A 13299-nucleotide genomic window follows, 5' to 3' on the forward strand; every position below is an offset into this window, starting at 1 on the left:
CGCTACAATGCCGAAGCGGCCGGCCGGGCGTGGGCGGCGACGCTCGATTTCTTCCGCCGGCATATGGGCAGCTCCGCCCGACGGCCATGAAAAATGGCCCGCCCCCGTGCGAGGCGGGGGCGGGCCAGGGGGGATGCTCGGGGAAGGCTAGCTGCCGGGGCGACGGGGCCGCTCGGCGGGGGGATTCGCGGCATTCCAGCGCCGCCGGGCGTGATGGTCGGGCGGATTGGCGGCGTTCCAGCGCCGCCGGGCCTGATGGTTGGGATTCCGGTCCGGGTCGCGGTCCCGGCGCTGGAGGCGGGTTCCGGTCTCGCCGCGCAGGGCGTCGCCGCGGCGGACGTCGATATCGCGCGTCGTCACGAGCGTCCGGTCCGTGTCGATGCGCTGAATCTCGCCGCGCTGGAAATCGCCGCGCTGGACGGAAACGGCTCCGCCGCCCCCACCCCGCTGCGCCGACGCTAAAGCCGGCACGCACAAAGCGGCGGCGATGCCGATCAGGCTGATGGTCTTCATCTTCGCTCTCCTTCAAGGATTTGAGGGAGAAGGCGGCCGCGCCTCTCAGACGCTCTAACGCGAGGTCCGGGGAAACCCTTCGGCCGCTCAGTCGCGATGGATGCGGCGGAGGCGCTCGCGGCTCTGCTGGACGCGCTGGAGCCGTTCGATCTGCGCCTGGCGGGCGGCTTGCAGCCGCTCGACCTGCGCCTGACGCGCGGCGCGAAGCCGGTCGATCTGTTGGACCCGCTCGATCCGGTCCTGCCGCAACCGCGCGGCCTCGACGGCGGTCGTCGCGGCGGGGCGCGGCACGGCGGGCGGAGCGGCCACGGCCTCCTCGCGGACCACCGGCGCCGGGAGCGGCAGCGGCGGCGATTCGATCGACCGGCGAACCGCGATGCCGGGGCGCGGCGGCGCTTCGACCCGAGGCGGCGGAGGCGGAAGCGGAAGCGGCTCGCTGCGCAGCGGCGCCGCGGGCGGCGGCTCGCTGCGGACGACCGGCAAGGCGGGCGGCGGCGATGCGCGCGGCGCCTCGGGCAGCGGCTGCGGCGTGGGAGCCGGGGCAGGCTCGACAACGGGGGGCGCAAGGCGCGGCGGTGCGGCCGGCGCTGGGCGCGGCGCCGCGGCCGGTGGCGGCGAGAACCTTGCGAGCACCGCCTCGACGATCGGCAGCCGGTCGAGCCGGACGCCGGCCAGAGTCGCGGCGACGGCGCCGCTGACCGCGAGACCGAGCGCGACCCCGCCGACCAACATCGGCCGACGCAGCCAGGAGCGGCGCCGGTCGCGCGGCGCGCGGCGGGCATAAGCACGCGGCTCCTGCGGCAGCGCCAGCGCCGCGGCGGCGACGCGCGCGGCCAGCCCGGCGGGCGCCGGCGGCGGCACGAACTCGGCGAGCAGGATATCGAGGGCGCGGTCGGTCATTCGCCCGCTCCTTCGGTCAGCAGCCCCTTGCCGGCCAGCGACCGGGTCAGGGCCTGGCGGGCGCGCACGAGCAGCGATTCGAGCGCCTTGACGCCGATGCCGAGGATCGACGCGGCCTCGGCGTTGGGCACGCCCTCATAATAAGTGAGCACGATCGCGGCGCGCTGCCGATCGGGCAGCGCGTGGATCGAGGCGGCGACGGCGGCGCGGCGCCGTTCGCCGTCGATCGCCACGTCCGCCGGCAGCGCCTCGTCGACCCGTTCGGGCAGGCCCTCGTCGCTGACGAAACGCGCGCGGCGCAATCGGTCGAGGCAGCCATTGGTGGCGATCCGCCGCAGCCAGCCGCCGAGGCCGCCGCCGGCGCTCGTCCAGCCCTTGGCGTTGACCCACAATTTGACGAACGTCTCCTGCACCACATCCTCCGCTTCCACCGCGTCGCCGAGCATGCGCCACGCGATCGCGTGGACCATCGGGGTGTGCCGCGTCACCAAATGCCTGAAGGCGTCGGCGTCGCCGGCGGCGACACGGCTCATCAGCGCGCAATCGCCCCCGTCGCCGGTTGCGCGCGCCCGCAGCTCGCTCGCCTCAACGCCTACATTCAGCACGTCTCTTTTCCCGCGGCTGAAAGCCTTAACGCCGATACAAGGAATTCCCTTCGAAGGGTTTTACGCCTCCCCGCCGTTAGGCGGAAACGATAAGGAGGGGGCCATGTCACCGCGGCATCTTGTCTGGGCGATCGCCTTGTGGCCGGCCAGCGCGTCGGCGGCCGATTGGTCGCTGTCGCTGAGCGGCGGCATCGCCACCCTGGCCGGCGAGGACGGGCAGCCGTTCGTCTCGCTTTCGCTCTATCGTTACATCGGCGCCGGCTATGTCCGCGCCGGGGCTGCCTGGTTCGATGGCCAGGGCGAGCCTGGGCTTGCCGAGCCGCTCCCTGCGCAGACGCGGCAGTTCACCATCGGCGGCGGCTATCAGACCGGACGCGTATTGTTCGACCTCTATGCGACCTTGGGCAACCGCGATTTCACTCCGCCCGCGCCCGCGCGCGCCGCCGGGCGGGTGGTGCGGGTCGAAACCGACGGCAGCCTGTTCACGCTCGGCGGCTCGGCCACCTGGGACGCCCCGGTGGGCGAGGACTGGACGGTCGCGCCCTTCCTGGCGCTGAGCTACAGCGCGGTGGACACGGCGCGCACGACGGCGCCGGCGGTCGGCGATCCGGTGGTCGAGGAGATCCGCCAGAACGGCGTGACCGGCATCGCCGGCGTGTCGGCCGAGCGGATCTGGCGGGGCGGCAGCCTCGGCGCCTATTTCGCCGGCGCGGCGACCTCGAACCGCTCAGCCGTCAACCGCCAGGGAAGCGGTCTTGCCGCGTCGCGCACGCCGCAGCTGATCCCGGCCGATGACGACGGCGACTTATGGGCCGAATTTGGTCTCACCGGCTCGATCCAGCTTTCTGCCAGCGTCTCGCTGGACGCGCTCGTCGTCCGCACCGCCGGCTTCAGCCCCGGCGAGACGACCTCGGCATCGGCGGGCGTTCGCGTCCGCTTCTAGCACATGCGAAAAGGCCCGGCGTTTCCGCCGGGCCTTCCCATGTTCAGTCTCTCGACCGGTCCTATTCGCGGCTGCCCAGGAAGCGCAGCAGGAAGAGGAACATGTTGATGAAGTCGAGATAGAGCGTCAGCGCGCCCATGATCGCGGCCTTGCCGAGCTCGGCGCCCGGCAGCTGGAAATAGAGGCTCTTGATCCTCTGCGTGTCGTAAACGGTCAGGCCGGCGAAGATCAGCACGCCCACCGCAGCGATCACCAGGCTGAACGTGTCGTTCAGCCAGAAGATGTTGACGACCGAGGCGACGATCAGGCCGACCAGCCCCATGAGCAGGAACGTGCCCATGCCGCTGAGGTCGCGCTTCGTCGTATAGCCATAGAGGCTGAGCGATGCGAACGAAGCGGCCGTCGCGAAGAAGGTCAGTGCGATCGAGCCCTGGGTGTAGATCAGGAAGATGTAGCTCAGCGACGCGCCCATCAGCGCCGCGAAGGTCCAGAACAGGATCTGGGCCGTGGTTTGCGAGATGCGGTTGTAGCCGAAGCTCATCCACAGGACGATGCCGAGCGGCGCCAGCATCACCACCCAGCGCAGGATGCCGCCGTTGATGAAGATATCCGCGGCGAGCGAGTCCCGGCCGCCCCAGGCGAAGGCTAGGGAGACGATCGCGGTGAGCAGGATGCCCGAGGTCATGTAATTGTAGACGGACAGCATGTGGGCCCGCAGGCCGGCGTCGACGGATACGCCCGTCGCCGTGCCGACGGCGCCGCCTTGCGATGTCGCGCCCAGTTGCGGGTCAGACCAGTTGGCCATCGTTCAAACTCCTTTGTCCGGCGACGATCCGCCGAATGGCCGCAATATCGTGGGTTCGGGGGGCGGATTCAAGCGAAAGGATGCAGCGAAAGGACGCGAAGAGGGTTAACCGGCGGCGCGACCCCCGGTAGAGCGGGCCATGCGTCTGTTCGTCGCGATCCGCCTGCCGCGCTTGGTGCGCGAGCGCCTGATCGCCGCGATGGGCGGGATCAGCGGCGCGCGCTGGCAGAGCGACGACCAGCTCCACCTCACCTTGCGCTTCATCGGCGAGGTCGACCGGCGGCAAGCCGAGGATGTGCACGCCGCGCTCGACGCGATCCGGCAGCCGCCGTTCGAGATTGCCCTCTCCGGCGTCGGCTTCTTCGACCAGCGCGGCCGGCCGGAGACGGTCTGGGCGGGCGTCGCTCCGCCGGAGCCGCTGGTAGCGCTGCATCGCAAGGTCGACCAAGCGCTGGTCCGCGTCGGCCTGGAGCCGGAGCGCCGGGCCTATATCCCGCACATCACCCTCGCCCGCCTCCATCGCGCGGCCGGGCCGGTTGGCGGCTTCCTCGAGCAGGCGGGCAACCTGGCGAGCCCGCTTTTCACGGTCGAACGCTTCGCCCTGTTCGAAAGCGACCTCACCGAAGAGCGCGCCGTTTATTCGATCCTTGCCGATTATCTGCTCAACTAAGCGACGCGGGTCGGAAAGGGCAGCGGCGGCGAGAATCGCGGCGGCTTGGCGGCGCACATCGCGCAATGGGATTCGGCCTTGCGGGCGAAGAAGGCCCTGAGCGAGCGATCGTCGCAATCGGGGGTCAGCGGGCGATATTGCAGATAGGGGCGCCATTTCTCCGACAGGCCGTATTTGCGGTTCTGCATCGGCAGATAGGCGAGCGGCGGGCACTTCCAGATCGCGCCTTCGAGCAATTGCGGGCAGCGGGCCGGGCAATTGCGCCAGCTTCGCCCTGGGCGGCCGTCCTCGAACGGCTCCATGGCCGCGCCCACGCCGTTGTAGCGGCGGGTCCAGTGCGCGTGGCTGTCGACGAGCCGGACATCGATGCCATGCTCGGCGACCCACCGCGCGAGCAGCGCAGCGACCGGCGCGAACCGGCGCCGATATTCGGCCGAATTGTGATGGATAGAGACCTCGAGCCGGGCGTTGCCGGCTTCGGCCAGGCGGCGCGGCAGTTCGGGATGGCGGGCCAGCAGGAAACCGTTGGAGACCAGGCGCAAATGCGCCCGCGGCCAGAAAGAACGTGCCAGAGGTACGAATTCAGCGAAGCGCGGGTGCAGAGCCGGCTCGCCGCCGAGCAGCGAGAACTTGGCCGGAGCCAGCCTGTCGGCCCAGGGCTGGATCCAGGCGCGCGCCTCGTCGAGGCCGAGCAATCCCTTGTGACCCTGGTTGGAATAATGGGAGCAGCTCTCGCAGGCGAGGTTGCAGCCGTGCGCTACGTGCACTTCCAGGTTGGCGATCGACAGCATCGCGCCCAAGCCTATCAGGGATGCGCCCGTTGCCAAAGCGCGGCGCTCTGCTAGCCATAGGCCAAACAAGAAGAGAGGGTGCAAACATGGCGACGATCGTCGAGGGCGTGGCGCCGGCCGCGCGCCCCGCTCCACGCATCGGCGCCTATGCCTGGTATGCGCTGTTCGTCCTCGTCCTGGTCTACATCGTCAACTTCATCGACCGACAGATCCTCTCGATCCTGGTCGGCGATATCAAGCGCGACTTGAGCGTCACCGACGCGCAGATCGGCTTCCTCTACGGCACCGCGTTCGCCGTCTTCTACGCCTTGTTCGGCATCCCGCTCGGGCGGCTGGCCGACAGCTGGTATCGCGGCCGGCTGATGGCGATGGGGCTGGCGCTGTGGTCGTCGATGACCGCTTTGTCAGGCTTCGCGAACAGCTTCGGGATGCTCGCCGCCGCGCGGATCGGCGTGGGGATCGGCGAGGCGAGCGCCTCGCCCGCCGCTTATTCGATGATTTCCGATTCCTTTCCCAAAGAAAGGCGCGCGACCGCGCTCTCAATCTACTCGAGCGGCCTCTATATCGGCGGCGCGCTCAGCCTGCCGATCGGCGGGCTGGTGGTGGCGCGCTGGAATGCCGCCTATCCGGACGCCGCGGCGGCGCCGCTCGGCCTCGCCGGCTGGCAAGCGGCGTTCCTTGCCGTCGGCCTGCCCGGGCTGCTGCTGGCGCTCTGGGTGCTCACGCTGCGCGAGCCGCGGCGCGGTGCGTCCGACGGGCTGCCGCAGCCGGTGGTGCGGCCCAATGCGTGGCGCGATTTCGGCCGCGAGCTGATCGCGATCCTGCCGCCGCTCACCTTGATCAACGTCGCCCGCATTCCGGGTGCGCTGCCCAGGAACCTGATCGCGCTCGCCGTCGTCGCGGCGATCGGCTTCGCTTTCTACCGCCTCACCGGCGACGGCCCGCAATGGCTGGCCTACGGCATCGGCGCCTATGCGATATTCTCCTGGGTGCAGTCGCTCAAATATCGCGACCCGCCGACCTACGCTTTGATCTGGGGCTCGCCGGTGGTGGTGGTGCTGGCGGTCGCCTTCGGCTCGATCTCCTTCGTCACCTACGCGACCAGCTTCTGGGTCCCCTTCTATGTCGAGGAGCATTTCTACGGGGGGGGCGCGGCGCCCGGCCGCTACATCGCCGGGCTCACCGCCAAGGCGGAAGTGGGCCTGATTATCGGCACCACGGCGGCGATCTCGGCCGCGATCGGCGTCATCCTGGGCGGCTATATCTCCGACCTGTGGCGGCAGCGGAGCCCGAACGGTCGGCTCTATATCAACATGCTTTCCGCGACGCTGACGATCCCGTTGGTCGCCTTCCTGCTCGTCACCGACAGCCTCGCCGCTTTCTACTGGGTGAACCCGATCGCGCATCTGATCGCCTCGGCCTGGGTCGGCGCGGCGGTGGCGACATTGCAGGATCTGGTGCTGCCGCGGATGCGGGCGACGGCGGGCGCGACCTATATTCTCGGCACGACGATGATCGGCCTCGCGCTCGGCCCCTATTTCGCCGGCAAGATGTCGGTGCTGACGGGCAGCCTCGCGACCGGCATCGCCGCGCTCTATGCGATGCCCGTGCTGACCCTGATCGGCCTCGCGATCGGCGCCCGCCATCTTCACCGGCTGGAGGAGACGAAGGTCGAGCGCGCCCGGGCGGCAGGCGAGCCGATCTAGTTCAGCACCCCGCAGGCGATCCTGGCGCCGCTATTGCCGCTGGGATCGGTGCGATAGTCGTCCGGCCGGGCGTGGATCATCACCGCCGTGCCGTCCGCGTCGATCATCCCCGCCTCGCCGCGCAGCACCGCGGCGCGGATGGTGAAAGTGAGACGGCCGCGTCCGTTGGCACCGACGACCAGGTTGGGCAGGTCGCCGCGATGCCGGCCGGAGGGATTGCGGAAGCCGTGCTGCTGGCCGGTCGGGTTCCAGTGCGCGCCCGCGCTGTCGAAGGCCGGTCCCTCGCAGCGGCCAGTGCGGTGGATGTGCGTACCGTAGGTGCCTGCGGCCAGCCCCTCGATCTCGACCACCACCCGGGCGCCTCCGCTCTCCTGCGTCACTGTCGCCCGGCCGACGACGCGGCCGCCCGGCTCGGCGAGCATCGCGGATGCGCGGTCGCCAGTGGCGGGCTGCGCGACAACGGCGGCGCCCATAAGCAAGGCCATCGCGACCGCCAGTCCGATCTTCATCGCCTCGCCTCCTGTCCGGCCCGATGAACGAGTTGGACGAAGGAGGGTTGCCGCAGAAAGGTCAAGTCCGCTGCGACGCGACCCAGGCGTTCACCTCCTGCTCGAGGATGGTGAGCGGCAGCGCGCCCTTGAGTAGGATGGAATGGAAGCCGCGCAGGTCGAAGCGGCTGCCAAGCATCCGCTCCGCCTCGGCCCGCAGCCGCGTCCAGACGGTGTGGCCGACCTTGTAGCTGCACGCCTGGCCCGGCGCGACGCAGTAACGGTCGATCTCGCGCTGGGTGCGCGGCACCGGAAAGCCGGTCGTGCGGACCATGTAGTCGGTCGCCTGGCTGCGGGTCCAACGCCGGTAGTGGATGCCGGTATCGACGACGAGGCGGACGGCGCGGAACAGGAGCGACTGGAGCATGCCGACCCGGCCCAGCGGGTTGTTCTGATAGACGCCGAGCTCGTCGGCCAGTGTCTCGGCATAAAGCGCCCAGCCTTCGGTGTAAGCGCCGAACGGCGAGAGGCGGAGCAGCATCGGCGTGTCGCGGCTTTCGAGCGACAGGCTGATCTGGAGGTGATGGCCCGGCATCGCCTCGTGATAGGTCAGCGACGGCAGGCCATATCTCGGCCAGTCATGCGTGTCCTTGAGGTTGATATAATAAAGCGCCGGACGCGAGCCATCGAGCGGGGCCGGATTGTAATAGCCGTTCGGCGCACCGTCCTGGATGAATTCCGGCACGCGGACGACCTGGATCTGGGCGCGGATCTGGGTCGCGAAGGCGCGTGGGAGCAGCGGATCGATCTCCCGGATCTGCCGGTTCAGATCGGCCAGCAGCTGGGCGCGGCCTTCGTCCGTGTTCGGATAGAGCTGGGCCGGATCGCGATTGAGCGCAGTCAGCCGCGCGCCGACATCGCCGCCGGTCATGCCCTGCGCGTCGAGCAGCTGGCCGATGCGTGCCGATATCTCCGCGACCTGGGCAAGGCCGAGATCGTGCACTTCCTGCGGCGTCATCGTCGTGGTCGTCGCGTTGCGGACCGCTGCGGCATAATAATCGGCCCCGTCGGGCAGACCCCAGACGCCGGCCCGGTCGGTGGCGCGGCCGCGCAATTGCTCGACCAAAGCGATCTGCCGGTCGAGCGCCGGGAAGACGCGCTCCGTCACCAGCCGCTCGGCCCGCGTCGCATAATCGGCGGACAGGTTCCTCTCGCGCGCCTTGCGGGTGATCGAGCTCACGAGGATGGTCTGCGCAGCCGGCACATTGCGCAGGGCACGGAGCTGGGTCAGCGTCGTCTCAAGCGTGAAATTGGGCGCGAAGACACCGCGCGCCGCGTCCTGGCGCTGCTTCTCGCTATTCTGGTCAAGCGCCGTGCCGAACGCCTCCAGCCGGGCGAGATAGGCGTCGGCGTCGGCGGCGTTGGTCACCCGGTGCTGCTGGTCGAGGAAATCGGGGACGTTCTGATAGGCGCCGTCCTGCTGGCTGATCACATAAGGCGAGAAGCCGAAGCCGTTCGCGCCATAGGGAAAATCGGCCAACGCCGAGACGTTGCTGCCCACCATGTAGCTGACGGTGTCGTAGTGGAGCCGGCTGCGCTCCGAGAGCGCGGTGCGGTTCATGCCCTGAAGTTCGCGCTGATAGCCGCGGAAGATGCCGAGCTGACGCGCCTGCGCGGCCGGGGAATAATCGGACAGGCGCGATTTCAGCGCCGCGCGCGGCCCGCTGTCGAGGCCAAGCGCGGTGGCGAATTCCGGCGCATTCTCCATGAAGCCGGCGAACATCCGGTCCAGCAGGCCGTTCAGCGCCGCGTCGCCCGGGTTGGCGGCGGCCGCCGGCGCGGCCTGCGCCAGCGCGCGGCCCGGTAGGCCGAGAAGAACGAGCGCCGACGCGGCGGAGGAGGAAGCGAGGAAGGTCCGTCTGTCCATGCGAGTCGTCCTTGTGCGGGGATCGCCGCCGCGTTCCCCCATGACGGCATGCTTGGCAAGACCTGCCGCGACCGGACGGGCCGGCCTTCGACAAGGCGCACGACGGGTCGACGAAGCGCCGCAACAGACACCGGCTTCCGCGCTGATCCGCCCTTTGACCTGTGCCGACCCGGGACAGCGTCGGCCGCGCATCCCGGCGCGCGTTCTGCTAAGGCAGCGAAACGAATCCGCCGGCCAAGGCGGACGGGGGACGAAGCGCTCTATGGCGAGCGGGAACGGCAGCAACGACCTTCCCTCGTTCGAGCGGATCGTCGCCGATTACGGCCCGCTGATCAGCCGTATCGCCATGACCTATGAGGCAGACCCCAACTTGCGCGAGGATCTGGTCCAGCAGATCCTGCTCGCCGTCTGGCAGGCGCTGCCGAGCTTCCGCGCCGACGCCAGCCTCAAGACCTTCATCGCCAGGATCGCCCAGAACCGGGCCATTTCCTATGTCGCGCGCGAGGTGCGCCGGCCGCCGACCGCCGAGGTCTCCGAGACGATCGAGGCCGACGAACCCAATCCCGAGGAGACCGCGATCCACAGCAACGAACGCGAGGCGCTGATCGCCGCGACGCAGCGCCTTCCACTTCCCCAGCGCCAAGTCATCTTCATGGTGCTCGAGGGTTTTGACTATGCCGAGATTGCCGAAACACTGGAAATCGCGCCCAATGCTTTGGCGCTCAGATTGTCACGCGCGAAGGCGGCGCTAAAGTCGGCGATGGAGCGAGGGCAGTGAGCGAGATCGACCTGGACCGCCTCGGCGACGTCTGGCGCGCGCAGCCCGACCCGGCCGAGATCGAGCGATTGCGGCGCAGCGCCGACGTGGTGCGCCGCCGCGCGCGTTTTGGCCAGATCGCGGACTTCTGGCTGGCGGTCTTGGTGTCTGGCGTCGTTTTGGTGTTGATCGTCTCCAATCCACGGGTCGAAACCGGATTGGTCGGCGGCGCGGCGATCCTGCTGATGTTGTTCAGCACGGTGCGGCAACGGCGACTGCGCATGATCGAGCTGGCGACGCTCAGCGGCTCGACGGAGCATATGCTGGACCAGTCGATCGCGCGGGCTCGAGCCACGATTCGACGGGCACGCCTCAATTTGCTGACGACGCCATTGGGGCTGCCGCTGGGGATCGCGTTCGGCGCCGCTCTCGACCGGGGCCAGGGAAGCGGCATGTACCAGCGCCTGACGTCCGAGCCGCTGATCACCGCACTGGTCGCAATCACGCTGTTGGTGGCCGCCGCGACAATATGCGTTTACCTCGTCCGCGTGCAGCGCGAGGCACACCGGGAACTCGAAAGGCTGACCCAATTGCGCCAAGCCTATGAGGCCGAAGGCGCCGCCGAATAGAGACGAGCCAAGCCGCCACTTAGCAAAGTCTCAATCATTTTATGAGATGAGCCTTCCCGTCGGATGCAAACAATGCACTGAACAGGGAAGGCAAAGCGATGAAGAGTTTCAATGAACCCATCCGCCTCGACGTGGCGGATCTGCCGGAGCTAGCGACCGAAGTCGCCCTGTCCGGCGCCGTCAAGCAGCAGGAAGTCGGTGGTGGGGTTTGCCTCACCGTTGCGGCCGGGATCGCCGTCTACGCGATGCTCTAAGCCCCCGATTCGTGTCCTGCCGCGTATCGCAGGACCGGGGTTGAGGACGGGCCGGACGTCAGGGCATTGCCCGGCGTCCGGCCCGTTTCGCTGTGCCCGCCGCTTTTGGACTTCCGAAAGGATTGGCTGAGTAAAAGAGCGCGCCGGTGAAGTCACTCCTGCATCGCATCTATCGCCGGCTCGCACACATCAAAGGACGAGTTCAGGAATGATCATCGACGCCGAACTCAGGGGCTGGCTCGATGACCGCGTGGCGCATCGGACGATGGACGCGGCCGCGCGCCGTTTCGCGCACGATTGGAGCGGCTCATCTCCGCATCTGGACTTCGACGCGGTGATGGCCGCGCTCGGCGAGGCAGACGCCGAAACGTTCGCCGAAGCGGCGCGTGCGCTGCTCGCCGATGAAGCCTGGGTCGACGCGCTGGTCGCGCGGCTCGCCGCCGAAATGCGTACCAATGCCTGTTTCGAGCCGCCCTTCCGCGCCCTGCGCAGCGACATCCATTCCGGGCTGCTGGTGTACGAGGACGATCATCTCACAATCGCCGCCGGCGTCAGCCGCCTGTCTCCGCTCGCCGAGCGTAAGCAAATTGGCAAGGGCAAGGGATCGATCCAGTTCAGCGGGCAGATCGGCGTGCTTCGCTTCCTCAAGGCCGGCGGCCTCAGCCTCGCATTCTGGGAGTGCGATCCGATCGACGCGGGATTCAGCGCGGCCAGCGCGGGCGAATGCTGGCCCGTCGGCGCCCGGCGCATCGCCGACGGCGAGACGATCATCGTCGATGGACGACACCAAAGCTACATCATCGAGCAGGCGGCGGCGAACTTCATCGTCCTGCAGGCGAATCTGAAGACCGGCCAGGCGCCCGTCAGCGTCGAATATGACGCCGGAACCCGCTGCTTCATCGGCTGCAGCGCGGTCGACGAAGGCGATTGCCGGATCCAGATGGTCGCGACCCTCGCCCGCACCCTCGGCCACGAGGAGGCGTTCGCCGCGATCGCCGGCTTCCTCGATCATCCCAGCTTCTTCGTCCGCTGGCACGCGATGAAGGAATTGCTCGGCATCGATCTCGCCACCACCTTGCCGCACCTCAAGCGGATGGCGGCGCGCGACCCGCATCCCGATCCGCGCGCCGCGGCCCGGATGGTGCTCGACCGGATCGAATATGCGCCCGGGCCGAGAAAGGCCGCCTGATGCCCCGCATCATCCCCTGCCCTGACATGGATCCGATCGCGCTCGCCGACCTCGTCCAGGTGCTGAACGACGAGCGCTTCGACCCGGCCGACGAGGAGAGCTTCGCCGCCGCCGGGCCGTGGCTCAAGCGGCTCGCGGCCAACCGCCGCTTCCTCGCCGACATCGCGGTCGCCGAGCTCAAGGACCGCTGCGGCAAACAGGAGCGGGAGAACCGCTATTCCAGCCAGGTGATCATGCTCCACCGGGCGAGCGAGAAGTATTTCATCCGCGCCAATTTCTGGCCGAGCCCCAAAGACAGCGTGTTCAAGGCGAGCGGCACTTCGCCCTTCTTCTACCACGTCCCGCACGATCATAATTTCTCGTTCCTCACCGTCGGCTATCTCGGCCCCGGCTATTGGAGCGAATATTATGAATATGACTATGAGGACGTCGTCGGCCTGCCCGGCGAGAGGGTCGATTTGCGGTTCGTCGAGAAGGCCAAGCTCGATCCCGGCAAGGTGATGCTCTACCGGGCGCACAGGGACGTCCACAACCAGCTGCCGGCCGACGAGATGTCGGTCTCGATCAACATCATGGAGGCGAGCCCGAAGCTCCCCTTCCTCGCCCAGTATCGCTTCGACCCGGCCAAATGCGAGATCGCCGGCGTGCTCACCCGGTCCTCGAGCGAGGCGTTGCTGGCGCTGGCCGCGAACCATGACGCCGGCAATGCGCGCGACCTGGTCGAGAGCTTCGCCCGCCACCATCCCTGCGAACGGCTCCAGTTCGCCGCGCTCCGCGAGCTGGCGGCGGCCGAGGCAAATATGGACGAAGGCCTCGCGGTCCTGGCGCGCGGCCGCGCCTCGCCGAACCGCTTCGTCGCCGGCATGGCCGCGCAGGAGATGGCGAAGGTGGAGGCCGCCCGGAGCTGGATCGAGCGCGGCGCCTAGGCTGGCGCCATTGGCGTGAATCGCCAGATTTGATTATACGTCGCTCATTGATCGAGCGGGACGATGACCACCCACCTCCCCACCCTGAAGCAGCTGCAATATCTGGTCGCGCTCAGCGACCATGGACATTTCGGCCGGGCGGCGGACGCCTGCTTCGTCACTCAGTCCACCCTCTCGGCCGGGATCAAGGAGCTGG

The 13299-nt window shown here is 68.6% G+C and carries 16 protein-coding genes; 9 read left to right on the plus strand and 7 right to left on the minus strand.

Annotated elements, in window-relative coordinates; genetic code table 11:
• Window positions 1-147: 147 nt before the first annotated feature.
• From ACT4N3_RS07035 to ACT4N3_RS07045, 3 genes are all read right to left on the minus strand, one after another.
• Complete coding sequence (locus ACT4N3_RS07035) at window positions 148-513, minus strand: hypothetical protein (protein WP_444854499.1); 366 nt, start codon at window positions 511-513, stop codon at window positions 148-150.
• 87 nt (window positions 514-600) lie between these two features.
• A complete protein-coding gene (locus tag ACT4N3_RS07040) occupies window positions 601-1413 on the minus strand; it encodes a hypothetical protein (RefSeq protein ID WP_444854500.1) in 813 nt (270 codons plus the stop codon).
• Window positions 1410-1946 carry a sigma-70 family RNA polymerase sigma factor gene (locus ACT4N3_RS07045; protein WP_444854501.1) on the minus strand — a complete coding sequence of 179 codons (537 nt, stop codon included), beginning with the start codon at window positions 1944-1946 and terminating at the stop codon, window positions 1410-1412. Before ACT4N3_RS07045 ends, ACT4N3_RS07040 begins: the two co-directional genes overlap by 4 nt.
• A gap of 175 nt (window positions 1947-2121) precedes the next feature.
• On the opposite strand from ACT4N3_RS07045, the gene ACT4N3_RS07050 reads away from it, so the two are divergent.
• Window positions 2122-2961: an autotransporter domain-containing protein gene (locus ACT4N3_RS07050; protein ID WP_444854502.1), complete on the plus strand. Its 840-nt coding sequence runs from the start codon at window positions 2122-2124 to the stop codon at window positions 2959-2961.
• Window positions 2962-3022: 61 nt separating this feature from the next.
• Here the strand turns inward: ACT4N3_RS07050 and ACT4N3_RS07055 are convergent, their stop codons facing one another.
• Window positions 3023-3766: a Bax inhibitor-1/YccA family protein gene (locus ACT4N3_RS07055; protein ID WP_444854503.1), complete on the minus strand. Its 744-nt coding sequence runs from the start codon at window positions 3764-3766 to the stop codon at window positions 3023-3025.
• 139 nt (window positions 3767-3905) lie between these two features.
• Here ACT4N3_RS07055 and thpR point away from each other — a divergent pair, with 139 nt between their 5' ends.
• The gene (thpR, locus tag ACT4N3_RS07060; protein WP_444854504.1) at window positions 3906-4436 is read left to right on the plus strand and encodes an RNA 2',3'-cyclic phosphodiesterase; all 531 of its coding nucleotides are present in this window, start codon (window positions 3906-3908) and stop codon (window positions 4434-4436) included.
• On the opposite strand, the gene ACT4N3_RS07065 is transcribed toward thpR, so the two are convergent.
• Window positions 4433-5227: a radical SAM protein gene (locus ACT4N3_RS07065; RefSeq protein ID WP_444854505.1), complete on the minus strand. Its 795-nt coding sequence runs from the start codon at window positions 5225-5227 to the stop codon at window positions 4433-4435. The genes thpR and ACT4N3_RS07065 overlap by 4 nt on opposite strands.
• Window positions 5228-5313: 86 nt before the next feature.
• On the opposite strand from ACT4N3_RS07065, the gene ACT4N3_RS07070 reads away from it, so the two are divergent.
• Window positions 5314-6933 carry a spinster family MFS transporter gene (locus tag ACT4N3_RS07070; RefSeq protein WP_444854506.1) on the plus strand — a complete coding sequence of 540 codons (1620 nt, stop codon included), beginning with the start codon at window positions 5314-5316 and terminating at the stop codon, window positions 6931-6933.
• Here the strand turns inward: ACT4N3_RS07070 and ACT4N3_RS07075 are convergent.
• Both ACT4N3_RS07075 and ACT4N3_RS07080 read right to left on the minus strand, forming a co-directional pair.
• Window positions 6930-7442: a superoxide dismutase family protein gene (locus tag ACT4N3_RS07075; RefSeq protein ID WP_444854507.1), complete on the minus strand. Its 513-nt coding sequence runs from the start codon at window positions 7440-7442 to the stop codon at window positions 6930-6932. The two genes, ACT4N3_RS07070 and ACT4N3_RS07075, sit on opposite strands and share 4 nt — an antisense overlap.
• Before the next feature lie 61 nt (window positions 7443-7503).
• The gene (locus ACT4N3_RS07080; RefSeq protein ID WP_444854508.1) at window positions 7504-9348 is read right to left on the minus strand and encodes a DUF885 domain-containing protein; all 1845 of its coding nucleotides are present in this window, start codon (window positions 9346-9348) and stop codon (window positions 7504-7506) included.
• A gap of 262 nt (window positions 9349-9610) precedes the next feature.
• Between ACT4N3_RS07080 and ACT4N3_RS07085 the strand changes: the two genes are divergently transcribed.
• The 6 genes from ACT4N3_RS07085 to ACT4N3_RS07110 all read left to right on the plus strand — a co-directional run.
• Complete coding sequence (locus tag ACT4N3_RS07085; protein WP_444854509.1) at window positions 9611-10126, plus strand: RNA polymerase sigma factor; 516 nt, start codon at window positions 9611-9613, stop codon at window positions 10124-10126.
• Entirely contained in the window at window positions 10123-10734 is a 612-nt protein-coding gene (locus tag ACT4N3_RS07090) for a hypothetical protein (protein ID WP_444854510.1), read from the plus strand. The genes ACT4N3_RS07085 and ACT4N3_RS07090 overlap by 4 nt, the downstream gene beginning before the upstream one ends.
• A 98-nt stretch (window positions 10735-10832) precedes the next feature.
• Window positions 10833-10988: a hypothetical protein gene (locus ACT4N3_RS07095; protein ID WP_444854511.1), complete on the plus strand. Its 156-nt coding sequence runs from the start codon at window positions 10833-10835 to the stop codon at window positions 10986-10988.
• Between the two features lie 208 nt (window positions 10989-11196).
• Window positions 11197-12177: a HEAT repeat domain-containing protein gene (locus tag ACT4N3_RS07100; RefSeq protein ID WP_444854512.1), complete on the plus strand. Its 981-nt coding sequence runs from the start codon at window positions 11197-11199 to the stop codon at window positions 12175-12177.
• A complete protein-coding gene (locus ACT4N3_RS07105) occupies window positions 12177-13103 on the plus strand; it encodes a transposase (protein WP_444854513.1) in 927 nt (308 codons plus the stop codon). The genes ACT4N3_RS07100 and ACT4N3_RS07105 overlap by 1 nt, the downstream gene beginning before the upstream one ends.
• 63 nt (window positions 13104-13166) lie before the next feature.
• On the plus strand, window positions 13167-13299 hold a 133-nt coding region (locus ACT4N3_RS07110; RefSeq protein WP_444854514.1), incomplete at its 3' end, for a LysR family transcriptional regulator.

Source organism: Sphingosinicella sp. (genome assembly GCF_052388015.1).
Classification (GTDB): Bacteria; Pseudomonadota; Alphaproteobacteria; order Sphingomonadales; family Sphingomonadaceae; genus Allosphingosinicella.

What these genes read in the sequence shown, in the direction of transcription:
- ACT4N3_RS07085 (WP_444854509.1), top strand. Translation starts at nt 9,611, where the DNA reads ATGGCGAGCGGGAACGGCAGCAACGACCTTCCCTCGTTCGAGCGGATC.
- ACT4N3_RS07065 (WP_444854505.1), bottom strand. Translation starts at nt 5,227, where the DNA reads ATGCTGTCGATCGCCAACCTGGAAGTGCACGTAGCGCACGGCTGCAAC.
- ACT4N3_RS07105 (WP_444854513.1), top strand. Translation starts at nt 12,177, where the DNA reads ATGCCCCGCATCATCCCCTGCCCTGACATGGATCCGATCGCGCTCGCC.
- ACT4N3_RS07035 (WP_444854499.1), bottom strand. Translation starts at nt 513, where the DNA reads ATGAAGACCATCAGCCTGATCGGCATCGCCGCCGCTTTGTGCGTGCCG.
- ACT4N3_RS07040 (WP_444854500.1), bottom strand. Translation starts at nt 1,413, where the DNA reads ATGACCGACCGCGCCCTCGATATCCTGCTCGCCGAGTTCGTGCCGCCG.
- thpR (WP_444854504.1), top strand. Translation starts at nt 3,906, where the DNA reads ATGCGTCTGTTCGTCGCGATCCGCCTGCCGCGCTTGGTGCGCGAGCGC.
- ACT4N3_RS07045 (WP_444854501.1), bottom strand. Translation starts at nt 1,946, where the DNA reads ATGAGCCGTGTCGCCGCCGGCGACGCCGACGCCTTCAGGCATTTGGTG.
- ACT4N3_RS07055 (WP_444854503.1), bottom strand. Translation starts at nt 3,766, where the DNA reads ATGGCCAACTGGTCTGACCCGCAACTGGGCGCGACATCGCAAGGCGGC.
- ACT4N3_RS07075 (WP_444854507.1), bottom strand. Translation starts at nt 7,442, where the DNA reads ATGAAGATCGGACTGGCGGTCGCGATGGCCTTGCTTATGGGCGCCGCC.
- ACT4N3_RS07100 (WP_444854512.1), top strand. Translation starts at nt 11,197, where the DNA reads ATGATCATCGACGCCGAACTCAGGGGCTGGCTCGATGACCGCGTGGCG.
- ACT4N3_RS07080 (WP_444854508.1), bottom strand. Translation starts at nt 9,348, where the DNA reads ATGGACAGACGGACCTTCCTCGCTTCCTCCTCCGCCGCGTCGGCGCTC.
- ACT4N3_RS07095 (WP_444854511.1), top strand. Translation starts at nt 10,833, where the DNA reads ATGAAGAGTTTCAATGAACCCATCCGCCTCGACGTGGCGGATCTGCCG.
- ACT4N3_RS07050 (WP_444854502.1), top strand. Translation starts at nt 2,122, where the DNA reads ATGTCACCGCGGCATCTTGTCTGGGCGATCGCCTTGTGGCCGGCCAGC.
- ACT4N3_RS07070 (WP_444854506.1), top strand. Translation starts at nt 5,314, where the DNA reads ATGGCGACGATCGTCGAGGGCGTGGCGCCGGCCGCGCGCCCCGCTCCA.